Origin of the sequence: Acidovorax sp. JHL-9 (genome assembly GCF_000426205.1) — a bacterium.
GTDB lineage: Bacteria > Pseudomonadota > Gammaproteobacteria > Burkholderiales > Burkholderiaceae_C > Acidovorax > Acidovorax soli.
On sequence record NZ_AUEX01000024.1, the window covers coordinates 30,596 to 53,996 of the forward strand.

The window sequence follows — 23,401 nt, forward strand, 5'->3', positions numbered from 1 at the left end:
ATTTATTTCAATTTTCGTAAGGATTAATTGGAATCCGACCCCAAATGTTGTGCTTGCCTGAATATGTTGCAATGCACTAATCTTGAGGTCCCTGCGAAAAACATGAGGAGTGCGCCATGACCACGGCTGCCGAGATCCAGCATCTGCAACAACACGGTTTGTATTCATCGGGCAACGAACACGACGCCTGCGGCCTCGGGTTTGTGGCCCACATCAAGGGTGTGAAGCGCCACGACATCGTGACGCAGGCCCTGAAGATCCTGGAAAACATCGACCACCGTGGCGCTGTGGGGGCCGACCCGCTGATGGGCGACGGCGCCGGCATCCTGATCCAGATCCCCGACGCGCTGTACCGCGAAGAAATGGCCAAGCAGGGCATCACGCTGCCCGCCGCTGGTGAATACGGCGTGGGCATGATCTTCTTGCCCAAGGAGCATGCCTCCCGCCTGGCCTGCGAGCAGGAGATGGAGCGCGCGATCAAGGCCGAAGGCCAGGTGCTGCTGGGCTGGCGCGATGTGCCGGTGAATATGGACATGCCCATGTCGCCCACCGTGCGCAAGAAGGAGCCCATCCTGCGCCAGGTCTTCATCGGCCGTGGCAACGACGTGATCGTGCAGGACGCGCTGGAGCGCAAGCTGTACGTGATCCGCAAGACGGCCAGCGCCAATATCCAGGCCCTCAAGCTCAAGCACAGCAAGGAATACTACGTTCCGTCCATGTCCAGCCGCACCGTGGTCTACAAGGGCCTGCTGCTGGCCGACCAGGTGGGCGTGTACTACAAGGACTTGTCGGACGAGCGCTGCGTTTCGGCCATCGGCCTGGTGCACCAGCGTTTCTCCACCAACACCTTCCCCGAGTGGCCCCTGGCCCACCCCTATCGCTACGTGGCGCACAACGGTGAAATCAACACCGTCAAGGGCAACTACAACTGGATGAAGGCGCGCGAAGGCGTGATGGCCTCGCCCGTGCTGGCGGCCGACCTGCAAAAGCTCTACCCCATCAGCTTTGCCGACCAGTCCGACACCGCCACGTTCGACAACTGCCTGGAGCTGCTGACCATGGCCGGCTACCCCATCAGCCAGGCCGTGATGATGATGATCCCCGAGCCCTGGGAGCAGCACACCACCATGGACGAGCGCCGCCGCGCCTTCTATGAATACCACGCCGCCATGCTCGAGCCCTGGGACGGCCCGGCCTCCATCGTGTTCACCGATGGCCGCCAGATCGGTGCCACGCTGGACCGCAACGGCCTGCGTCCCTCGCGCTACTGCATCACCGACGACGACCTGGTCATCATGGGTTCCGAATCGGGCGTGCTGCCCGTGCCCGAGAACAAGATCGTGCGCAAGTGGCGCCTGCAGCCCGGCAAGATGTTCCTGATCGACCTGGAGCAGGGCCGCATGATCGACGACGACGAGCTGAAGGCCAACGTCGTCAACACCAAGCCCTACAAGCAGTGGATCGAGAACCTGCGCATCAAGCTCGACAGCATCGAAACCGGTGCCGAGGCGGCTGCGCCCCAGGCCGCAGACCTGCCCCTGCTCGACCGCCAGCAGGCCTTCGGCTACACGCAGGAAGACATCAAGTTCCTGATGGCGCCCATGGCCAAGAACGGCGAAGAAGGCATCGGCTCCATGGGCAACGACAGCCCGCTGGCCGTGCTCTCGGGCAAGAACAAGCCGCTGTACAACTACTTCAAGCAGCTGTTCGCGCAGGTGACCAACCCGCCGATCGACCCGATCCGCGAAGCGATCGTGATGTCGCTCAACAGCTTCATCGGCCCCAAGCCCAACCTGCTGGACATCAACCAGGTCAACCCACCGATGCGGCTCGAAGTGAGCCAGCCCGTGCTCGACTTTGCCGACATGGCCAAGCTGCGCGACATCGCGCAGTACACGCAAGGCAAGTTCAAGAGCGCCACCATCGACATCACCTACCCGCTGAGCTGGGGCCGTGAGGGCGTGGAAGCCAAGCTGGCCTCGCTGTGCGCGCAGGCCGTGGACGCCATCAAGGGCGGCGCCAACATCCTCATCATCAGCGACCGCGCCGTGAGCGCCACGCAAGTCGCCATCCCCGCGCTGCTGGCGCTGTCGGCCATCCACCAGCATCTGGTGGGCGCAGGCCTGCGCACCACGGCCGGCCTGGTGGTCGAAACGGGTACCGCGCGCGAAGTGCACCACTTCGCCGTGCTGGCGGGCTACGGCGCCGAGGCCGTGCACCCCTACCTGGCCATGGAAACCCTGGCCGAGATGCACAAGGACCTGGGCGGCGACCTGTCGGCCGACAAGGCCATCTACAACTACGTCAAGGCGATCGGCAAGGGCCTGTCCAAGATCATGTCCAAGATGGGCGTGAGCACCTACATGAGCTACTGCGGCGCCCAGCTGTTCGAGGCCATCGGCCTGAACACGGAAACCGTGGGCAAGTACTTCACCGGCACTGCCAGCCGCGTGGAAGGCATTGGCGTGTTCGAGATCGCCGAAGAAGCCATCCGCATGCACAAGGCCGCATTTGGTGACGACCCGGTGCTCGAAACCATGCTGGACGCCGGTGGTGAATACGCCTGGCGTGCCCGGGGCGAAGACCACATGTGGACGCCCGACGCGATTGCCAAGCTGCAGCACAGCACCCGTGCCAACAACTGGAACACGTACAAGGAATACGCCCAGATCATCAACGACCAGAGCAAGCGCCACATGACGCTGCGCGGCCTGTTCGAGTTCAAGATCGATCCGTCCAAGGCGATTTCGATCGACGAGGTCGAGCCCGCCAAGGAAATCGTCAAGCGTTTTGCCACCGGCGCCATGTCGCTGGGCTCCATCTCCACCGAGGCGCACGCCACGCTGGCCGTGGCCATGAACCGCATCGGCGGCAAGAGCAACACCGGCGAGGGGGGTGAAGACGCAGCGCGTTACCGCAACGAGCTCAAGGGCATCCCGATCAAGAAGGGTGACAGCCTCAAGAGCGTGATCGGCGCCGAGAACGTCGAGGTCGATCTGCCCCTGCAGGACGGCGATTCGCTGCGCAGCCGCATCAAGCAGGTGGCCTCGGGCCGCTTCGGTGTGACGGCCGAGTACCTCTCGTCGGCAGACCAGATCCAGATCAAGATGGCCCAGGGCGCCAAGCCCGGCGAGGGCGGCCAGCTGCCCGGCGGCAAGGTCTCCAACTACATCGGCAAGCTGCGCCACAGCGTGCCGGGCGTGGGCCTGATCTCGCCCCCGCCGCACCACGACATCTACTCCATCGAGGACCTGGCCCAGCTGATCCACGATCTGAAGAACGTGGCACCGCACGCAGGCATCAGCGTCAAGCTGGTGTCCGAAGTGGGCGTGGGCACCATCGCGGCCGGCGTGGCCAAGTGCAAGAGCGACCACGTGGTGATCGCCGGCCATGACGGCGGCACGGGCGCGTCGCCCTGGTCGTCCATCAAGCATGCGGGCGGCCCGTGGGAAATCGGCCTGGCCGAGACCCAGCAGACGCTGGTGCTGAACCGCCTGCGCGGTCGCATTCGCGTGCAGGCCGACGGCCAGATGAAGACCGGCCGCGACGTCGCCATTGGCGCACTGCTGGGCGCCGACGAGTTCGGCTTCGCCACGGCACCGCTGGTCGTCGAAGGCTGCATCATGATGCGCAAGTGCCACCTCAACACCTGCCCCGTGGGCGTGGCCACGCAAGACCCCGAGCTGCGCAAGAAGTTCTCGGGCAAGCCCGAGCATGTGGTCAACTACTTCTTCTTCATTGCCGAAGAAGTGCGCCAGATCATGGCCCAACTGGGCATCCGCAAGTTCGACGACCTGATCGGCCGCACCGATCTCCTCGACATGCGCCAGGGCCTGGAACACTGGAAGGCACGCGGCCTGGACTTCAGCCGCCTGTTCGCCCAGCCCAACGTGCCCGCCGATGTGCCGCGCTTCCATGTGGATGTGCAGGACCACAACATCGAGCACACGCTGGACCGCAAGCTCATCGAGCGCAGCCAGCCCGCCATCGAAAAGGGCGAGCGCGTGCAGTTCATCGAGGTGGCGCGCAACGTCAACCGTTCCGTGGGCGCGATGCTGTCCGGCGCGGTCACCCGCGTGCACCCCGACGGCCTGCCCGACGACACCATCCGCATCCAGCTCGAAGGCACGGGCGGCCAGTCGTTTGGGGCCTTCCTCACACGCGGCATCACGCTGTACCTGATTGGCGATGCCAACGACTACACCGGCAAGGGCCTGTCGGGCGGCCGTGTCATCGTGCGCCCCAGCATCGACTTCCGGGGCGAGGCGGTGCGCAACACCATCGTGGGCAACACCGTGATGTACGGTGCTACGACCGGTGAGGCTTTCTTCAGCGGCGTGGCCGGTGAGCGTTTTGCGGTGCGTCTGTCGGGCGCCACGGCGGTCGTCGAAGGCACGGGTGACCATGGCTGCGAGTACATGACCGGCGGCACGGTGGCGGTACTGGGCAAGACCGGCCGCAACTTTGCGGCAGGCATGAGCGGCGGCGTGGCCTACGTCTATGACGAAGATGGCCAGTTCGACACGCGCTGCAACCTGTCGATGGTGACGCTGGAGCGCATCCTGCCCGCCACCGAGCAGGAAGCCACGGTTCCCCGCGCCATCTGGCACAACGGCCAGACGGACGAGGCCCAGCTCAAGAAGCTGCTGGAAGACCACAACCGCTGGACGGGCAGCAAGCGCGCGCGCGAGCTGCTGGACAACTGGGCCGCATCGCGCAGCAAGTTCGTCAAGGTCTTCCCGACCGAGTACAAGCGTGCCTTGTCTGAAATTTATGAACGGAAAGTGCTGGAAGAGTCCGCTACACCATCGGTAGCTGCTACCAAAAAAGAAGTGGCTCCCGCCAAGTAAGGCGACGCCATCCCCCTTCGCACAGCATTCATAGACAAGGACATCGTCATGGGAAAAACTACCGGCTTCATGGAATACGAGCGCATCGAAGAGGGCTACAAGCCCGTGCCCGAGCGCCTGAAGCACTACAAGGAATTCGTCATCGGCCTCGACGAGAGCCAGGCCAAGGTGCAGGGCGCGCGCTGCATGGACTGCGGCACGCCGTTCTGCAACAACGGCTGCCCGGTGAACAACATCATTCCGGACTTCAACGACCTCGTGTACCACGCGGACTGGAAGAGCGCGATCGAGGTGCTGCACAGCACCAACAACTTCCCCGAGTTCACCGGCCGCATCTGCCCCGCGCCCTGCGAGGCCGCCTGCGTGCTCAACGTGAACGACGACGCCGTGGGCATCAAGTCCATCGAGCACGCGATCATCGACCGTGCCTGGGCCGAAGGCTGGGTGCAGCCGCGCCCCGCCAAGCACCAGACGGGCAAGAAGGTGGCCGTGGTAGGCTCCGGCCCTGCAGGCCTGGCCGCCGCCCAGCAGCTGGCCCGCGCAGGCCACAGCGTCACGCTGTTCGAGAAGAACGACCGCGTGGGCGGCCTGCTGCGCTACGGCATCCCCGACTTCAAGATGGAGAAGTCGCACATCGACCGCCGCGTCAAGCAGCTCGAAGCCGAAGGCGTGGTCATCCGCACCAGCGTGTTCGTGGGCGCCGCCAAGGACGGCCTGGGCAAGGACTCCAAGGTCACCAACTGGGCCAAGGAAACCGTCACGCCCGAACAGTTGAACCAGGAGTTCGACGCCGTGCTGCTGACCGGTGGCGCCGAGCAATCGCGCGACCTGCCCGTGCCGGGCCGCGAGCTCGATGGCATCCACTTCGCCATGGAGTTCCTGCCCCAGCAGAACAAGGTCAACGCGGGCGACAAGCTCAAGGGCCAGATCGTGGCCACGGGCAAGCATGTCATCGTGATCGGTGGCGGCGACACCGGCAGCGACTGCGTGGGCACCAGCAACCGCCACGGCGCGGCCAGCGTCACCCAGTTCGAGGTGATGCCCCAGCCCCCCGAGGTGGAAAACCGCCCCCTGACCTGGCCCTACTGGCCGCTCAAGCTGCGCACCAGCTCCAGCCACGAAGAAGGCTGCGTGCGCGAGTTCGCGATCTCCACCAAGGAGTTCACGGGCGAAAAGGGCAAGGTCAAGAGCCTGACCACCGTGCAGGTCGAGTTCAAGGACGGCAAGCTGGTCGAGATCCCGGGTACCGAGAAGCACTACCAGGCCGACCTGGTGCTGCTGGCCATGGGCTTCGTGAGCCCCGTGGCCGCTGTGCTCGATGCCTTTGGCGTGGACAAGGACGCGCGCGGCAATGCCCGCGCCAGCACCGAGTTTGATGGCGGCTACGCCACCAACGTGCCCAAGGTGTTCGCCGCCGGTGACATCCGCCGCGGGCAGAGCCTGGTGGTCTGGGCCATCCGCGAAGGCCGCCAGGCGGCGCGCGCGGTGGACGAGTTTCTGATGGGTTACTCGGACCTGCCGCGCTGAGCGGGCAACCGCACCGACCTTTCCAACGGCGCCCGCGGGCGCCGTTGGTGTTTGTATTGTTTTTTGATAGCTGCAAGCGCTTCCCCAGTGGGCACTGGTGGCGCTTTTGCTGCTTATTTCAGGGGTGGCGCATGGCGACCCAGGTGCCGGCAATCCGCATCAATGGGAGAATGCAGGGTTTTCCCGGGGCATCCGACACTCCACCAGTGGGTGGTGCATGCCCCCGTCCGGCGTTGCCGTCCTGTCTGTTCTTTTTGAAAATCGTTACACCATGAAGAAAATTGCTGCTGTTGCTTTGCTGACCTTGGGCGCCGTACTGGCGGGATGCTCCAAGCAGGAGAGCGCCACGCCCGCTGCCGCACCGGCGCCGGCCACTGTCACCAAGATCGTCGTCGGCCTGGACGACAACTTCCCGCCCATGGGTTTTCGCAACGAGAAAAACGAACTGGTCGGCTTTGACATCGACATGGCCAGGGAGGCCGCCAAGCGCCTGGGCCTGGAAGTCGAGTTCAAGCCCATCGACTGGAGCGCCAAGGAGGCCGAGCTGTCGGGCAAGCGCGTGGACGCGCTGTGGAACGGCCTGACCATCACCGAAGAGCGCAAGCAGAACATTGCGTTCACCGCGCCCTACATGGAAAACCACCAGATCATCGTGGTGCCCGCCAACTCCGCCATCAAGTCCAAGGCCGATCTGGCCGGCAAGGTGGTGGGCGCGCAGGAAGGCTCCAGCGCCGTGGACGCCATCAAGAAGGAAGACGCTGTGTTCCAGTCCTTCAAGGAATTCAAGACCTTCGGCGACAACGTGACCGCCCTGATGGACCTCTCCACCGGCCGCCTGCAAGCCGTGGTGGTCGATGAGGTGGTGGGCCGCTACTACGTGGCCAAGAAGCCGGGCGACTACGCCGTGCTGGATGACAACTTCGGCACCGAGGAATATGGCGTGGGCCTGCGCAAGGACGACACCGAACTGCACGGCAAGCTGGACAAGGCCCTGGCCGACATGAAGCAGGATGGTGCTGCAGCGAAAATAGCCGAACAGTGGTTCGGCAAGAACATCATCAAATAACGGTGTAACAACCCCCTGAGGCGCTTCGCACCTTCCCCCTTCTCTGGCATCGCTGCGCGATGCGGAAGGGGGACACCGCCAGCGCGGCGGGCGGCCCTTGCGCGGCGGTCGCTGGCCTGGGTCGTGCCAGTGGCGACGGCCAAGGATAAAAACACACACGGAACTGTCGCGACAGCATGGACTACGTTCTCTCCCTCCTGGGGCCGCTGGCGCAGGGCGCCACCGTCACCCTGAAGCTGTTCGCCATCACGCTGGCGCTGGCCGTGCCGCTGGGGCTGTTGCTGGCGCTGGCGCGGGTGTCGCACGTCAAGCCGCTGTCGGCGGCGGTGAATGGCTACATCTGGCTCATGCGTGGCACGCCGCTCATGCTGCAGATGCTGTTCATCTACTTTGCGCTGCCCTTCGTGCCGGTGATCGGCGTGCGCCTGCCCGACTTTCCGGCCGCAGTGGTGGCCTTTGCGCTGAACTACGCAGCCTATTTCGCCGAGATTTTCCGCGCCGGCATTCTGTCGGTGGACCGGGGCCAGTACGAGGCTGGCAAGGTGCTGGGCATGAACTACGGCCAGACCATGCGCCGCATCGTGCTGCCGCAGATGGTGCGCAGCATCCTGCCGCCCATGAGCAACGAGACCATCACCCTGGTCAAGGACACGTCCCTCATCTACGTGCTGGCCCTGAACGACCTGCTGCGTGCCGCACGCGGTATCGTGCAGCGCGACTTCACCACCACGCCCTTCATCGTGGCCGCGGCCTTTTACCTGCTCATGACCCTGTTGCTCACCTGGGGTTTCCAGCGCCTGGAGAAACGCTATGCCAAGTACGACCAGTGACGCCGCACCCATGATCGAGGCGCGCGACGTGCGCAAGCGCTTTGGCCACAACGAAGTGCTGCGCGGCGTGTCGCTGCGGGTAGCGCCCGGCGAGGTGGTCGCCATCATCGGCCCCTCGGGCTCGGGCAAGAGCACCTTTTTGCGCTGCCTGAACCACCTGGAAACCATCGACAGCGGCCACATCGCCATCGAAGGCGAGGCGCTCGCCACCACCGATGCCCAGGGCCGCTGCGCCTATGTGCCGGATGCCGAACTGCGCCGCATCTGCGCCAAGACCGGCATGGTGTTCCAGCACTTCAACCTGTTCCCGCACCTCACGGTGCTGGAGAATCTCATCGAGGCGCCCATGGTGGTGCAGGGCCTGGCACGCGATGCGGCCATCGCCCGTGCCGAGGCACTGCTGGCCAAGGTGGGCTTGTCCCCGAAGCGCGACAACTACCCTGCGCGCCTGTCGGGCGGGCAAAAGCAGCGCGTGGCCATTGCGCGCGCCCTGTGCATGCAGCCCGACATCATGCTGTTCGACGAGCCCACCTCCGCGCTCGACCCCGAACTCACCGGTGAGGTGCTGCGCACCATGCGCGAACTGGCCGAGGAGCAGATGACCATGCTGGTGGTCACCCACGAGATGGGTTTTGCCCGCGAGGTGGCCCACACGGTGGCCTTCATGGACCAGGGCGAGCTGGTGGCAGCGCGGCCGGCGGGGGAGTTTTTTGCCGATCCGGGACATGGGCGGGCGCGGGCGTTTTTGCAGCACATGCTCTGATTTTGGTGTGGAATGGAAATTTCCCCTTGCCTGGTAAGCGACAGTAGCTATCGTTTTTGTGGTTTTTGCTGGCCCGGTCTGTCCCGCGCCAGCACGCGCCAGGTCCCGCAAGATGGGCCGCGATGGGCGCGCGTGCAACGAATTTTTTATAACCGTCAAGCATAGGCAAGCGTTACTTGCATGCCACAGGTTTTAACGATCGGCTGGGCAGTACCGAGGGGTTTCCCCTATGATGCGGGTCCTGCTGTCAGGGTCTCGGCTCTCGACGGCGTTTTTTGTTCTGCACCATGCCATCCAACGATTCATCGGCTGCCAGCGCGCTGGCGGAACTGCGCAACGTCACCTTCGGGTACGGCGAGCGCGTGATCCTGCGCGACCTGTCGTTGAAGATTCCGCGTGGCAAGGTCACGGCGCTCATGGGCGCTTCGGGGGGCGGCAAGACCACGGTGCTGCGCCTGATTGGCGGGCAATACCGGGCGCAGCAGGGCGAAGTGCTGTTCGATCAGCAGGATGTGGGGCGCATGGATGCGGCGGGCCTGTATGCGGCGCGGCGGCGCATGGGCATGCTGTTCCAGTTTGGCGCCCTGTTCACCGATCTGAATGTGTTTGACAACGTGGCGTTTCCGCTGCGTGAGCACACCGATCTGTCGGATGCGCTGGTGCGCGACATCGTGCTCATGAAGCTCCATGCCGTGGGCCTGCGCGGCGCGCGCGACCTGATGCCCAGCCAGATCTCCGGCGGCATGGCGCGGCGCGTGGCCCTGGCCCGGGCGATTGCGCTGGACCCCGAGCTGGTCATGTACGACGAGCCCTTTGCCGGGCTCGACCCCATATCGCTGGGCACGGCCGCGCAACTCATCCGGCAGCTCAATGACGCCATGGGGCTCACCACCATCCTCGTGTCGCACGACCTGGAAGCCACCTTTGCGCTGGCCGACCATGTGGTCATCCTGGGCGCCGGCGTGGTGGCGGCCCAGGGCACTCCCGATGAAGTGCGCGCCAGCACCGATCCGCTGGTGCACCAGTTTGTCAACGCGCTGCCCACGGGCCCGGTGCCCTTCCATTACCCGGGGCCCGCGGTGGCCAGCGACTTTGGTCCGGTGCAAGGGAGGTCGGCATGAGCTGGTGGCGTCCTTCCGATGTGGGCCTGGCCGTGCGCAGCCAGCTGGCGGATGCGGGGCAGGCGGCGCGCCTGTTCTGGCAGCTGGTCCGCATGGCCCCGGCGGCCGTGCAGCGCCCTGGACTGGTGCGCGACCAGGTGCATTTCCTGGGCAATTATTCGCTGGCCATCATTGCGGTGTCCGGCCTGTTCGTGGGCTTTGTGATGGCGCTGCAGGGCTATTACACGCTGCAGGATTTTGGTTCCACCGAGGCGCTGGGCCAGCTGGTGGCGCTGAGCCTGCTGCGCGAGCTGGGGCCGGTCATCACCGCCTTGCTGTTTGCCGGGCGCGCTGGCACCTCGCTCACGGCCGAGATCGGCCTGATGCGCGCGGGCGAGCAATTGAGCGCCATGGAAATGATGGCCGTGGACCCCGTGCGACGCATCCTGGTGCCCCGTTTCTGGGCGGGTGTCATTGCCATGCCCCTGCTGTCGCTGGTGTTCAATGCCGTGGGCGTGATGGGTGGCTGGGTCGTGGCCGTGCCCATGATCGGCCTGGACGGCGGGGCGTTCTGGAGCCAGATGCAGGGCGGCGTGGATGTTTTCAGTGACCTGGGCAACAGCGTCATCAAGAGCCTGGTGTTTGGTTTTACCGTGACCTTCGTGGCGCTGCTGCAGGGCTACACGGCCAAGCCGACCCCGGAAGGGGTTTCGCGCGCCACCACGCGCACCGTGGTGATGGCCTCGCTGGCGGTGCTGGCGCTGGACTTCCTCCTCACGGCCATGATGTTCAGTATCTGACGCGGGCGCAGCCGGCGTGACAAGGAAAGCACGATGCAACAATCCAAAAACGATCTCTGGGTAGGCCTGTTTGTGATGCTGGGGGCGGCCGCGCTGGTGTTTCTGGCGCTGCAGTCGGCCAATCTGCTGCACCTGAACTTTCAGACCGGCTACCGCGTGACCGCGCGTTTCGACAACATTGGCGGCCTCAAGCCCAAGGCGGCGGTGCGCAGTGCCGGCGTGGTGGTCGGGCGTGTGGAGTCGATCACGTTTGACGACAAGACCTTCCAGGCACGTGTGACGCTGGAACTCGACAAGCAGTATGCTTTCCCCAAGGACAGTTCCCTGAAGATCCTGACCAGCGGCCTGCTGGGTGAGCAATACATCGGTATCGAGGCAGGTGCCGACGAACACAACCTGGTGGCGGGTGACAACCTCACCGCCACCCAGTCGGCCGTGGTTCTGGAAAACCTGATTGGACAGTTTCTTTACAGCAAGGCGGAAGAGGGCGGCAAGCCGTCGGACGCAGGTAGCAAAAAATGATGATGTGGACGACTGCGGGCTTCGCTCGCCAAGATGAACCGCCGCGGCTTGCCCGCGCGGCACGGCGCGGGTGTGCCCTGGTGCTGGGGGCTGTGCTGCTGGCCGGCTGTGCCAGCGGGCCGGGCGCCCATCCCCAGGATCCACTGGAGCCCTACAACCGCAGCATGACCCGGTTCAACGACAGCGTGGACGAGGCGGTCCTGAAACCCGTGGCCACGGCCTACAAGGATGTCGTTCCCTCCCCCGTGCGCACGGGGGTGAACAACTTTTTCGGCAACCTGGGGGATGTCTGGTCGTTTGTGAACAGCGTCCTGCAGTTGCGCCCCGAAGATGCGATGTCCAGCCTGGTGCGCTTCAACGTCAACACGGTGTTTGGTCTGGGCGGGCTGCTCGATATCGCCACGGAGATGGGCGTGGACCGCAACCGGCAGGACTTCGGCCTCACGCTGGGGCGCTGGGGCGTACCCACGGGGCCTTATCTGGTGCTGCCGCTGCTGGGACCCTCCACGGTGCGCGACACCGCGGCATTGCCCGTGGACATGCAGGGCAATCTGCTCGGCCAGTGGGATTCGGTGGCTGCGCGCAATGCACTGTATGCCTTGCGGGCGGTGGATACCCGGGCCAGCCTGCTGGGGGCCGGGGCCGTGCTGGAAGGTGCTGCGCTCGACAAATACAGTTTCACGCGGGACGTGTTTCTGCAGAGGCGTGCTCTGCGCTCGGGTGCTCAGGAAGCCGATGGGAACGACGACAGCGGTGGTGTACTGCCGCCAGAACCCGACCAGTGAGCGCGGGCGTTGTTGCGAGCGGTTGCAACTGCTTGCGTCCGCGCAACACAACGATGCATGGCGTACACCGCGTGCCATCACAATGAATTGACCGGCGACACCGTCGCCCGATGGAGAGAAGACCTACATGATGAATCGACGCAACCTGGGCCGCATGGCTGCAACACTGGCGGTGGCCAGCTCCATGGGGATGCCCTGGGCGGCTTTCGCTGCCGAAGAGGCGCCTGATGCGTTGATCAAGCGCCTGTCCCTCGAAGTGATGGGCAGCGTTCGCGGCGACAAGGCCATCCAGGCTGGCGACATCAACAAGGTGATCGCCCTGGTGGACAAGGTGATCATGCCCAACGTGAATTTCCGGCGCATGACGGCGGCTGCCGTGGGCCCGGGCTGGCGCCAGGCCAGCCCCGAGCAGCAAAAGCGCCTGCAGGAAGAGTTCAAGGTGCTGCTGGTGCGCACCTATGCGGGCGCTCTGGCCCAGGTGAGCGACCAGACCATTGCCATCAAGCCCCTGCGTGCTGCGGCCGATGACAAGGATGTGCTGGTGCGCACCGAGATCACGGGCCGTGGTGATCCGATCCAGCTCGATTACCGGCTGGAAAAAACCCCGGGTGTCGGCGCCGGCTGGAAAATCTACAACCTCAACGTGCTGGGCGTGTGGCTGGTGGAAACCTACCGCGGCCAGTTCGCCACCGAGATCAATGCGCGCGGGGTGGATGGCCTCATTGAGGCGCTGGTGGCACGCAACAAGAACAATGCCGCCAAGGGCTGACAGCGAGACCCCGCGCATGCTGGTGCTTCCCTCCGAGCTCACCCACCGCCAGGCCAGCGGCTGCCTGCGCATGCTGGTACAGGGGCTCCAGGCCCTCAAGGGATCCGAGGTGGTGGTGGATGCCAGCGCGCTGGCTGTGTTTGACAGCTCCGCGCTGGCGGTGCTGCTGGAGTGCCGGCGCGAAGCGCTGGCAGACCGCAAGGCTTTTGTGGTCAGGGGCCTGCCTGCAGCCCTGGTCGGCATGGCTGGGCTGTACGGCGTGGATGAATTGCTGCAGGTGGCCGGCTGAGCTGGGCGCCGGCCCGCCAGGTCGGCAATGCCCTCGGGCGGCGGGTGCTGTTGGCCTGAAGGCGGCAGCTTGTGGGCCAAGGCCTTAAAATCAAAGGTTCCATGCCCGCAGTCTCCTTCCAAGCCATCTCCAAGACCTTTGTCACCCCCAAGGGGCCCTTCCAGGCACTGAACCAGGTCAGCCTGGACATCGAGGAAGGCGAGTTCTTCGGACTCCTCGGCCCCAACGGTGCCGGAAAAACCACCCTCATCAGCATCTTGGCGGGCCTGGCGCGCGCGACCCAGGGCCGGGTGCTGGTGCAGGGCAGCGACGTGCAGTCCGACTTTGCCGAGGCCCGGCGCAAGCTGGGCGTGGTGCCCCAGGAACTGGTGTTTGATCCGTTCTTCAATGTGCGCGAGGCGCTGCGATTCCAGTCGGGTTACTTCGGCGTGAAGAACAACGACGCCTGGATCGACGAACTGCTGGCCAACCTGGGCCTGGCCGACAAGGCCAATGCCAACATGCGCCAGCTCTCGGGTGGCATGAAGCGGCGCGTGCTGGTGGCGCAGGCGCTGGTGCACAAGCCGCCCATCATCGTGCTCGACGAGCCCACGGCCGGCGTGGACGTGGAGCTGCGCCAGACCCTGTGGCATTTCGTCGCCCGCCTGAACAAGGAGGGCCACACCGTGCTGCTGACCACCCACTACCTCGAAGAGGCCGAGGCCCTGTGCGGCCGCATCGCCATGCTCAAGGCGGGGCGGGTGGTGGCGCTCAACCGCACCAGCGAGTTGCTCAAAACGGCCTCGGGCAGTGTGCTGCAGTTCAAGACCGACGCCTTGTTGCCGCCGTCCCTGGCCCTCCTGGCGCGGGTCACGGGCCGCATCGTGCAACTGCCCGCACACGATGCGGCGGACATCGAAAACCACCTGGCCGCCCTGCGCGTGGCCGGTGTGGAGGTGCAGGACATGGAAATCCGCAGGCCGGACCTGGAAGACGTGTTCCTGCAGGTCATGTCGGGAACGTCGGCCTCGAACATTCCGCTGTCGGAGGTGGCACTGTGACCGGCTGGCAAACCCTGTTCTACAAAGAAGTGCTGCGCTTCTGGAAGGTCAGCTTCCAGACCGTGGCTGCGCCCGTGCTCACGGCCGTGCTGTACCTGCTGATCTTTGGCCATGTGCTCGAAGGCCATGTGAAGGTGTATGACCGCATCAGCTACACCGCCTTCCTGGTGCCCGGCCTGGTGATGATGAGCGTGCTGCAGAACGCCTTTGCCAACAGTTCGTCGAGTCTGATCCAGAGCAAGATCATGGGCAGCCTGGTGTTTGTGCTGCTCACGCCGCTGTCGCACTGGGCCTGGTTTCTGGCCTATGTGGGCTCGTCGGTGGTGCGCGGGCTGGTGGTGGGGTTGGGGGTGTTCATCGTCACCCTGGCGTTTGCGCGGCCGGAGTTTGCGGCGCCGCTGTGGATCTTCGTCTTTGCCTTCCTGGGCGCTGCGCTGCTGGCCACGCTGGGGCTGATTGCAGGCCTGTGGGCCGACAAGTTCGACCAGCTGGCCGCGTTCCAGAACTTCGTGGTCGTGCCCATGACCTTCCTGTCGGGCGTGTTCTATTCCATCCAGTCGCTGCCACCGTTCTGGCAGACCGCGAGCCATCTCAATCCGTTCTTCTACATGATCGACGGCTTCCGCTATGGCTTCTTCGGCCAGAGCGATACCTCGCCCTGGCTCAGCCTTGGCATCGTGGGCATGGCCTGGCTGGCCGTGAGTGCCTTGGCCGTGCACCTGCTGCGTACCGGCTACAAGATTAGAAATTGACAGAGAACCGACCATGACTGCAGACCAGCTCAAAGACATCATCGCCGCGGGCCTGGCCTGCGATCACATCACGCTCGAAGGCGATGGCCGCCACTGGTATGCCACCATCGTCTCGGCCGAATTCGAGGGCAAGCGCGCCATCCAGCGCCACCAGCGCGTGTACGCCACGCTGGGCGCCAAATTGGCCACCGACGAGGTGCATGCGCTGTCGATGAAAACCTTCACCCCCGCAGAATGGGCGGCGCAGGGACAGTGACGCCGTTGCCCTGTTTCCTTATTTATTGATAGCTTTTGGCGCCTGATGGATAGGCGCTAGAGGCCATTGACTTATTACATATCTGGTTTTTCGAGATGGACAAACTCCTGATTCGCGGTGGTCGCCCTCTGAATGGCGAGGTGCTGGTGTCTGGCGCCAAGAACGCCGCCTTGCCGGAGTTGTGCGCCGCGCTGCTCACGGCAGAGCCCGTGACCCTGCTCAACGTGCCCCAGCTGCAGGATGTGAGCACCATGCTCAAGCTCATCCGCAACATGGGCGTGGCGGCCGAGCGCTCACAGGATGGCACCGTGCGCATTGATGCCGGTGGCCTCAACACGCCCGAAGCCCCTTACGAGTTGGTCAAGACCATGCGCGCCTCGGTGCTGGCCCTGGGCCCGCTGCTGGCCCGCTTTGGCGAAGCCACGGTGTCGCTGCCTGGCGGCTGCGCCATCGGTTCGCGCCCGGTGGACCAGCACATCAAGGGCCTGGCCGCCATGGGCGCCGAGATCGTGGTCGAGCACGGCTACATGATCGCCAAGCTGCCCGCGGGCTGGACGCGCCTGAAGGGCGCGCGCATCACCACCGACATGGTCACGGTGACGGGCACCGAAAACTTCCTCATGGCCGCCGCGCTGGCCGAGGGCGAGACGGTGCTGGAGAATGCTGCGCAGGAGCCCGAGATCTCCGATCTGGCCGAGATGCTGATCGCCATGGGTGCCAAGATCGAAGGCCACGGCACCAGCCGCATCCGCATCCAGGGGGTGGACCAGCTGCACGGCTGCACCCACCGCGTGGTGGCCGATCGCATCGAGGCTGGCACCTTTTTGTGCGCCGTGGCGGCGACCGGCGGTGATGTGGTGCTGCGCCATGGCCGCGCAGACCACCTGGATGCCGTCATCGAAAAGCTGCGCGAAGCCGGTGCCACCGTGCAAGCGGTGGAGGACGGCATCCGCGTGCAAAGTGCGGGTAGCGCCACGCTCAAGGCCCAGGGTTTTCGCACCACCGAATACCCGGGTTTCCCCACCGACATGCAGGCCCAGTTCATGGCGCTCAACTGCATTGCGCAGGGCACGGCCACGGTGACCGAAACGATTTTTGAAAACCGCTTCATGCATGTCAACGAGCTAGTGCGCCTGGGGGCCAGGATCCAGGTCGATGGCAAGGTGGCGGTGATCGAAGGGGTGCAACGCCTGTCGGGTGCCACCGTGATGGCCACCGACCTGCGGGCATCGGCCAGCCTGGTCATCGCGGGCCTGGTGGCCGACGGCGAAACCGTGGTGGACCGCATCTACCACCTCGACCGGGGCTACGACTGCATGGAAGCCAAGCTGCGCGGCATTGGCGCTGACATTGAAAGAATGAAGGCATGAGCATGATTACCCTGGCGCTTTCCAAGGGCCGCATCTTCGACGAAACCCTGCCCCTGTTGGCCGCCGCCGGCATCGAGGTGCTGGAAGACCCCGAAAAATCGCGCAAGCTCATCCTGCCCACGAACCAGCCCGATGTGCGCGTGGTGCTGGTGCGCGCCACCGATGTACCCACCTATGTCGAATATGGCGGCGCCGACCTGGGTGTGACGGGCAAGGACACCCTCATCGAGCACGGCGGCCAGGGCCTGTACCAGCCGCTCGACCTGCGCATTGCCAAGTGCCGCGTGAGCGTGGCCGTGCGCGATGATTTCGACTACGCCCAGGCCGTCCAAAAGGGCTCGCGCCTGAAGGTGGCCACCAAGTACACCAGCATTGCCCGCGATTTCTTTGCGAGCAAGGGCGTGCATGTGGACATGGTCAAGCTCTACGGCAGCATGGAACTGGCGCCCCTCATCGGCCTGTCCGACGCCATCGTCGATCTGGTCTCGACTGGCAACACGCTCAAGGCCAACCACCTTGTCGAGGTCGAGCGCATCATGGACATCAGCTCGCACCTGGTGGTCAACCAGGCGGCGCTCAAGCTCAAGCAGGCGCCGCTGCGCCGCATCATCGATGCGTTTGCCTCGGCCATTCCTGCGCCAAAGAACTGAAACCTCCACCGCATCAAACTATGACTTTGGTAGCTGCTCCCATCCGTCTGTCCACCGCTGCAGCCACTTTTGAGGCTGATTTTTCAGCCCGTCTGCACTGGTCTGCCGACACCGATGCGGCCATCGAGCAGCGCGTGGCCGACATCCTGGCCGATGTGCGGCAGCGCGGCGATGCGGCGGTGCTGGAGTACACCGCCCGCTTCGATGGCCTCTCGGCGCCGGGCATGGCGGCACTGGAGCTGGCGCAGGCCGAACTGAAAGCCGCGTTCGACACCCTTCCCGCAGTGCAGCGCGACGCCCTGCAGGCCGCCGCCGCCCGCGTGCGCAAGTACCACGAGGCGCAAAAGAAGGCCTCGGGCGAGAGCTGGAGCTACCGCGATGAAGACGGCACGCTGCTGGGCCAGAAGGTCACCCCGCTCGACCGTGTGGGCATCTACGTGCCCGGTGGCAAGGCCGCCTACCCGAGCAGCGTGCTCATGAACGCCATCCCCGCCCATGTGGCGGGTGTGGGGGAGATCATCATGGTGGTGCCCACCCCCAGGGGCGAGAAAAACGCCCTGGTGCTGGCCGCCGCCTATGTGGCCGGCGTCACGCGCGCCTTCACCATCGGCGGTGCGCAGGCCGTGGCAGCGCTGGCCTACGGCACGGCCACCGTGCCCAAGGTGGACAAGATCACCGGCCCCGGCAATGCCTATGTGGCCAGCGCCAAGAAGCGCGTGTTCGGCACCGTGGGCATCGACATGATTGCCGGCCCCAGCGAAATCCTGGTGCTGGCCGACGGCAGCACGCCGGCCGACTGGGTGGCCATGGATCTCTTTTCCCAGGCCGAGCACGACGAGCTGGCGCAATCCATCCTGCTGTGTCCGGATGCGGCCTATATCGATGCCGTGCAGGCCGCCATCGACCGCCTCCTGCCCACCATGCCGCGCGCCGAGATCATTGCCAAAAGCCTCACGGGCCGGGGCGCGCTGATCCACACGCACAGCATGGAAGAAGCCTGCGCCATCAGCAACCGCATTGCGCCCGAGCACCTGGAGTTGAGCAGCCGCGACCCGCACCGCTGGGAGCCGCTGCTGCGCCACGCGGGCGCCATCTTCCTGGGCGCGTACACCTCCGAGAGCCTGGGCGACTACTGCGCCGGCCCCAACCATGTGCTGCCCACCAGCGGCACGGCGCGCTTCAGCTCGCCCCTGGGCGTGTACGATTTTCAAAAACGCAGCAGCCTCATCGAGGTGAGCGAAACCGGTGCGCAGACGCTGGGCCAGATCGCCAGCGTGCTGGCCCATGGCGAGGGCCTGCAGGCCCACGCGCGGGCGGCGGAAATGCGCCTCAGACCATCGTCCAAATAGCCGCCTTGCCGACCGACGCCTGTGTGCACGCTGCGCCGCTGAACGCCTGGCGCGTGCTCCACCCCTTTCTTGTGGCCCCCAACGTACTGGAAACCGCCGAATGACCCACGCCGCTGCATCTTCCCCGCTCCAGACCCTGGACCGCATCCGCCCCGATGTGCGCGCCATGCACGCCTACGCCGTGCAGCCTTCCTCCGGCATGCTCAAGATGGACGCGATGGAGAACCCGTTTCGCCTGCCCGCGCACCTGCAGGCCGCGCTGGGCCAGCGCCTGGGCGCATTGGCGCTCAACCGCTACCCCGGCGACCGCATTACCGACCTGAAGGCGGCCCTCGCCCAGTACGCGGGTATGCCCGAGGGCTACGGCATCGTGCTGGGCAATGGCTCGGACGAGCTCATCACCCTGCTGGCGCTGGCCTGCGCGCAACCCGGCACGGGCCAGCGCGCCACCATGCTCGCGCCCATGCCGGGTTTCGTGATGTACCCGCTGTCGGCGCAACTGCAGGGCCTGGATTTTGTCGGCGTGCCGCTCACGCCCGATTTCGAGCTGGATGAACCCGCCATGCTGGCCGCCATTGCCCAGCATCAGCCCGCCATCACCTACATCGCCTACCCCAACAACCCCACGGCCACGCTGTGGGACGAGGGTGCGGTGCAGCGCATCATCGACGCCGCGGGTGCCCAGGGCGGCATCGTGGTCATGGACGAGGCCTACCAGCCCTTTGCCAGCCGCACCTGGATCGACCGCATGCGGGCCGAGCCCGCGCGCAATGCGCACGTGCTGCTCATGCGCACGCTCAGCAAGTTTGGCCTGGCGGGCGTGCGCCTGGGTTACCTCATCGGCCTGGCGGCGCTGGTGGCTGAGATCGACAAGGTGCGCCCGCCCTACAACGTGAGCGTGCTCAACTGCGAGGCGGCGCTGTTCGCGCTGGAGCATGCCGAGGTGTTTGCGGCGCAGGCGGCGGAACTGCGCGCCCAGCGCACCGAGCTGCTGGCCGCGCTGCGCGCCATGCCGGGCGTCGAGAAGGTGTGGGACAGCCAGGCCAACATGGTGCTGGTGCGGGTGGCGGATTCGGCCAAAGCCTGCGAGGGCATGAAAACCCGCAAGGTCCTCGTCAAGAACGTTTCTACAATGCACCCATTGCTGGCCAATTGCCTGCGTCTCACGGTGGGCACCGCCGAAGACAACACCCAGATGCTGGCCGCCCTGCAGGCTTCCTTATGACTTCCTCCGCTCTCGTCACCTCCATGTCTCCCGATCCCCTGGCCGACCGCATTGCCGAGGTCAGCCGCAACACCGCCGAAACCCGCATCTCGGTGCGCGTGAACCTCGACGGCACCGGCCAGGCCAAGCTGCACACGGGCATCGGCTTTTTCGACCACATGCTCGACCAGATCGCCCGCCACGGCCTGATCGACCTCGACATCGACTGCGAGGGCGACCTGCACATCGACGGCCACCATACGGTGGAAGATGTGGGCATCACCCTGGGCCAGGCGTTTGCGCGCGCCGTGGGCGATAAAAAGGGCATCCGCCGCTACGGCCACGCCTATGTGCCGCTGGACGAGGCGCTCTCGCGCGTGGTGATCGATTGCTCGGGCCGGCCGGGCCTGCACATCGATGTGCATTTCACCGCCGGCAGCATCGGCCAGCTCGACACGCAGCTGGTGTACGAGTTCTTCCAGGGCTTCGTGAACCACGCAGGCGTCACGCTGCACATCGACAACCTCAAGGGCGTCAACGCGCACCACCAGTGCGAGACCATTTTCAAGGCGTTCGGGCGCACGCTGCGCGCGGCGCTGGAGCGCGATCCGCGCTCGGCGGGCGTTATCCCGTCCACCAAGGGTTCGTTGTGAGATATTTGATCAAATCAGGCGCTGGCGCTTGATGGATAAGTGCTAGCAGCTATGAATATGGACGTAAAAACCGTTGCGGTGGTCGATTACGGCATGGGCAACCTGCGCTCGGTGTCGCAGGCCGTGCAGGCTGCGGCCCACGATACGGGCTGGACGGTCGTGGTCACCTCCCGCCCCGAGGACGTGCGCGCCGCCCAGCGCATCGTGCTGCCAGGGCAGGGCGCCATGCCCGACTGCATGCGCGAACTGCGCGAATCCGGCCTGCAGGAGTCGGTGCTGGAAGCCGCTGCCGCCAAGCCGATGTTTGGCGTCTGCGTGGGCATGCAGATGCTGCTGGACCACAGCGCCGAAGGCGACACGCCGGGCCTGGGCCTGATCCGTGGTGACGTGCTCAAGTTCGACCTGGCAGGCCGCACCCAGCCCGACGGCAGCCGCTACAAGGTGCCCCAGATGGGCTGGAACCAGGTGCGGCAGATGCCCCACGCCCACCACGGGGGCGGCGTGCACCCGGTGTGGGCGGGCGTGCCGGACAACAGCTACTTTTACTTCGTGCACAGTTTCTACGCGGTGCCGCAGAATCCTGCCCATTGCGCAGGGCAAACGGACTATGGCGGCTGGTTTGCGGCCGCCATTGCGCGCGACAATATTTTCGCCACGCAGTTCCATCCGGAAAAGAGTGCGGAGCACGGCTTGGCGCTGTACCGCAATTTTCTGCACTGGAATCCCTGATTTCTTAACTTCCACCCGTTCGGGCCGAGCCGTGCTCGCCCTTTCCCTCCCGAACTTCACCACCATGCTGCTCATTCCCGCCATCGACCTGAAAGACGGCCACTGCGTTCGCCTTAAGCAAGGCGATATGGACCAATCCACCACCTTTGGTGAAGACCCTGCCGCCATGGCCCGCAAATGGGTGGATGCCGGCGCGCGCCGCCTGCATCTGGTGGACCTGAACGGTGCCTTCGCCGGTGTGCCCAAGAACCACGGCGCGATCAAGTCCATCCTCAAGGAGGTGGGCGAAGAAATTCCGGTGCAGCTGGGTGGCGGTATCCGCGACCTGGACACCATCGAGAAATACATCGACGGCGGCCTGCGCTACGTGATCATCGGCACGGCGGCCGTGAAGAACCCCGGCTTTCTCAAGGACGCTTGCAGCGCCTTTGGCGGCCACATCATCGTGGGGCTGGATGCCAAGGACGGCAAGGTGGCCACCGACGGCTGGAGCAAGCTCACCGGCCACGAGGTGGTGGACCTGGCCCGGAAGTTCGAGGACTGGGGCGTCGAATCCATCATCTACACCGACATCGGCCGTGACGGCATGCTCTCGGGCATCAACATCGACGCCACCGTGAAGCTTGCGCAGGCGCTGTCCATCCCCGTGATCGCCTCGGGCGGCCTGTCGAACATGGCCGACATCGAGCAGCTGTGCGCCGTGGAGCGCGAAGGCGTCGAAGGCGTGATCTGCGGCCGCGCCATCTACAGTGGCGACCTCGACTTTGCCGCGGCCCAGGCGCGCGCCGACGCGCTGGGCCATGCCGCTTGACAGCGCGGCGGTGGCTGCGTGGGGTGGCACGGAGATTTTTCAGGGGCAGCCTTGCATCCGCCTGCAGGCGCCCCAGGGCGATAGCGCGCTGGTGGCCTTGCATGGCGCCCAGGTGCTTTCATGGGTGGCCGGCGGGCGCGAGCGCCTGTACCTGAGTCCCCAGGCGATTTTCGATGGCCAGTCGGCCATCCGTGGCGGCATCCCGTTGTGCTTTCCCCAGTTCAACCAGCGCGGCCCCTTGCCCAAGCATGGCTTTGCGCGCAATCTGGCCTGGCGCCGCATGTTGCCGGGCGGTGATGGCGATGCGCAGTCGGTCGTGTGCCTGGAACTTGCCGACAGCAAGGCCACGCGCGACTGGTGGCCCGAGCGCTTTGCAGCGCAGCTGACGGTGGCGCTGGGCGCAGGCAGCCTGCGGGTGCAACTGGCGGTGCGCAACACGGGCGACATGGACGCTGATGCCTGGAATTTCACCACCGCGCTGCACACCTATCTGCGCGTGGAGGATGTCGGGCGCGTCCACCTGAGCGGGCTCGACGGCTGTGCGCGCTGGGACGCCGTGGCGGATGCACGCGGTGTGCAGCAGGGTGCGGTGCGCCTGGCGGGTGAATACGACTGCGTCTTTCAGGCGCCCGCCGGGCCCATGCAACTGCTCGACGGTGCCCAATGGCTTCAGATCACCCAGAGCGCCAGCCTGTCCGACACCGTGGTCTGGAACCCGGGGGCTGAACTCTGCACCCGGCTGGCAGACATGCCGCCCGATGGCTACCGCTCCATGCTGTGCGTGGAAGCGGCCCGGATCGACCAGCCCGTGGCCCTGGCGCCGCAGGGGCAGTGGCAGGGTTGGCAAGAGCTCAGGGTGCTGCAGGCGTCCTAGTTTTCCACTGAATGGGCGCAAATCCCGATGGTTCCGGCTGATGATGCAGTGGGCGCTCACGGATATCCTATAAGAGCCTTATATGGACGCCCCGAATAAGCCAAGCCCTCACTCACTGAAGTCAAGACAGTAAAGATTGCACCCGTATATCCGGACTTTCTGTGGCGCCAGCCACGGTCCCTGATGGGAGTCGCTGGTGAATGTCCTATCGGTTCAGCGCACTCGAAGTGCCATGCTCTTATCGGATTGCATCCACCACGGTCTGACCTGTCTTGCCATCACTGCATGATTGCTTGAGCAATCGGTGGTTTTCTCCTGCTCTTGTTTCTGGCCGCGGTTTTTGTGGCTCAGGCCTGCTCTCGCACGTAGCCTGGCTCATAGCTGCGATCGTGCGCCAGCAAGGCCCACACGA

22 protein-coding genes are annotated in these 23,401 nt (G+C 65.1%); all 22 read left to right on the top strand.

The genetic code is table 11. The features are described 5' to 3' along the window. Window positions 1–116: 116 nt before the first annotated feature. The 22 genes from K225_RS0114785 (at window position 117) to K225_RS0114895 (ending at window position 22,989) form a co-directional block, all read left to right on the top strand. Entirely contained in the window at window positions 117–4,850 is a 4,734-nt protein-coding gene (locus tag K225_RS0114785) for a glutamate synthase-related protein (protein ID WP_026437127.1), read from the top strand. Between the two features lie 48 nt (window positions 4,851–4,898). Beyond that, on the top strand, window positions 4,899–6,377 hold the full coding sequence (locus tag K225_RS0114790) for a glutamate synthase subunit beta (protein WP_026437128.1): 1,479 nt from the start codon (window positions 4,899–4,901) through the stop codon (window positions 6,375–6,377). A gap of 271 nt (window positions 6,378–6,648) precedes the next feature. Further along, complete coding sequence (locus tag K225_RS0114795) at window positions 6,649–7,443, top strand: amino acid ABC transporter substrate-binding protein (protein ID WP_026437129.1); 795 nt, start codon at window positions 6,649–6,651, stop codon at window positions 7,441–7,443. A gap of 176 nt (window positions 7,444–7,619) precedes the next feature. Continuing rightward, window positions 7,620–8,273, top strand: coding sequence for an amino acid ABC transporter permease (locus tag K225_RS0114800; RefSeq protein ID WP_026437130.1), 654 nt, complete (start codon window positions 7,620–7,622; stop codon window positions 8,271–8,273). After that, window positions 8,254–9,036 (top strand): amino acid ABC transporter ATP-binding protein, encoded by a 783-nt coding sequence (locus K225_RS0114805; RefSeq protein WP_026437131.1) that lies wholly within the window; start codon window positions 8,254–8,256, stop codon window positions 9,034–9,036. The genes K225_RS0114800 and K225_RS0114805 overlap by 20 nt, the downstream gene beginning before the upstream one ends. A gap of 287 nt (window positions 9,037–9,323) precedes the next feature. Continuing rightward, window positions 9,324–10,157: an ABC transporter ATP-binding protein gene (locus K225_RS0114810; RefSeq protein ID WP_026437132.1), complete on the top strand. Its 834-nt coding sequence runs from the start codon at window positions 9,324–9,326 to the stop codon at window positions 10,155–10,157. Then, on the top strand, window positions 10,154–10,936 hold the full coding sequence (gene mlaE / locus K225_RS0114815) for a lipid asymmetry maintenance ABC transporter permease subunit MlaE (protein WP_026437133.1): 783 nt from the start codon (window positions 10,154–10,156) through the stop codon (window positions 10,934–10,936). Before K225_RS0114810 ends, mlaE begins: the two co-directional genes overlap by 4 nt. A 33-nt stretch (window positions 10,937–10,969) precedes the next feature. After that, the gene (gene mlaD, locus K225_RS0114820) at window positions 10,970–11,458 is read left to right on the top strand and encodes an outer membrane lipid asymmetry maintenance protein MlaD (RefSeq protein WP_026437134.1); all 489 of its coding nucleotides are present in this window, start codon (window positions 10,970–10,972) and stop codon (window positions 11,456–11,458) included. After that, complete coding sequence (locus K225_RS0114825) at window positions 11,458–12,243, top strand: VacJ family lipoprotein (RefSeq protein ID WP_081679702.1); 786 nt, start codon at window positions 11,458–11,460, stop codon at window positions 12,241–12,243. The genes mlaD and K225_RS0114825 overlap by 1 nt, the downstream gene beginning before the upstream one ends. 127 nt (window positions 12,244–12,370) lie before the next feature. Beyond that, on the top strand, window positions 12,371–13,012 hold the full coding sequence (locus K225_RS0114830) for a phospholipid-binding protein MlaC (protein ID WP_026437136.1): 642 nt from the start codon (window positions 12,371–12,373) through the stop codon (window positions 13,010–13,012). A gap of 16 nt (window positions 13,013–13,028) precedes the next feature. After that, window positions 13,029–13,301: an STAS domain-containing protein gene (locus K225_RS0114835; RefSeq protein WP_026437137.1), complete on the top strand. Its 273-nt coding sequence runs from the start codon at window positions 13,029–13,031 to the stop codon at window positions 13,299–13,301. Window positions 13,302–13,402: 101 nt separating this feature from the next. After that, window positions 13,403–14,341, top strand: coding sequence for an ABC transporter ATP-binding protein (locus K225_RS0114840; protein WP_026437138.1), 939 nt, complete (start codon window positions 13,403–13,405; stop codon window positions 14,339–14,341). Further along, window positions 14,338–15,093, top strand: coding sequence for an ABC transporter permease (locus tag K225_RS0114845; RefSeq protein WP_026437139.1), 756 nt, complete (start codon window positions 14,338–14,340; stop codon window positions 15,091–15,093). The genes K225_RS0114840 and K225_RS0114845 overlap by 4 nt, the downstream gene beginning before the upstream one ends. 13 nt (window positions 15,094–15,106) lie before the next feature. Next, on the top strand, window positions 15,107–15,349 hold the full coding sequence (locus K225_RS0114850) for a BolA family protein (RefSeq protein ID WP_026437140.1): 243 nt from the start codon (window positions 15,107–15,109) through the stop codon (window positions 15,347–15,349). Between the two features lie 95 nt (window positions 15,350–15,444). Further along, the gene (gene murA / locus K225_RS0114855) at window positions 15,445–16,719 is read left to right on the top strand and encodes a UDP-N-acetylglucosamine 1-carboxyvinyltransferase (protein WP_026437141.1); all 1,275 of its coding nucleotides are present in this window, start codon (window positions 15,445–15,447) and stop codon (window positions 16,717–16,719) included. Window positions 16,720–16,721: 2 nt separating this feature from the next. Beyond that, window positions 16,722–17,369, top strand: a complete 648-nt coding sequence (hisG, locus tag K225_RS0114860) for an ATP phosphoribosyltransferase (RefSeq protein ID WP_026437142.1) — start codon at window positions 16,722–16,724, stop codon at window positions 17,367–17,369. A gap of 20 nt (window positions 17,370–17,389) precedes the next feature. Then, window positions 17,390–18,718 carry a histidinol dehydrogenase gene (hisD, locus tag K225_RS0114865; RefSeq protein ID WP_026437143.1) on the top strand — a complete coding sequence of 443 codons (1,329 nt, stop codon included), beginning with the start codon at window positions 17,390–17,392 and terminating at the stop codon, window positions 18,716–18,718. A 100-nt stretch (window positions 18,719–18,818) separates the two neighbouring features. Beyond that, window positions 18,819–19,943, top strand: a complete 1,125-nt coding sequence (gene hisC / locus K225_RS0114875; RefSeq protein ID WP_026437144.1) for a histidinol-phosphate transaminase — start codon at window positions 18,819–18,821, stop codon at window positions 19,941–19,943. Next, window positions 19,940–20,575, top strand: coding sequence for an imidazoleglycerol-phosphate dehydratase HisB (gene hisB, locus K225_RS0114880; RefSeq protein WP_026437145.1), 636 nt, complete (start codon window positions 19,940–19,942; stop codon window positions 20,573–20,575). Before hisC ends, hisB begins: the two co-directional genes overlap by 4 nt. A 51-nt stretch (window positions 20,576–20,626) precedes the next feature. Then, complete coding sequence (gene hisH, locus K225_RS0114885) at window positions 20,627–21,304, top strand: imidazole glycerol phosphate synthase subunit HisH (RefSeq protein WP_026437146.1); 678 nt, start codon at window positions 20,627–20,629, stop codon at window positions 21,302–21,304. 64 nt (window positions 21,305–21,368) lie between these two features. Further along, window positions 21,369–22,115, top strand: coding sequence for a 1-(5-phosphoribosyl)-5-[(5-phosphoribosylamino)methylideneamino]imidazole-4-carboxamide isomerase (gene hisA, locus K225_RS0114890; RefSeq protein ID WP_026437147.1), 747 nt, complete (start codon window positions 21,369–21,371; stop codon window positions 22,113–22,115). Further along, window positions 22,105–22,989 carry a D-hexose-6-phosphate mutarotase gene (locus K225_RS0114895; protein ID WP_051248992.1) on the top strand — a complete coding sequence of 295 codons (885 nt, stop codon included), beginning with the start codon at window positions 22,105–22,107 and terminating at the stop codon, window positions 22,987–22,989. The genes hisA and K225_RS0114895 overlap by 11 nt, the downstream gene beginning before the upstream one ends. The last annotated feature ends 412 nt before the right edge of the window (window positions 22,990–23,401 follow it).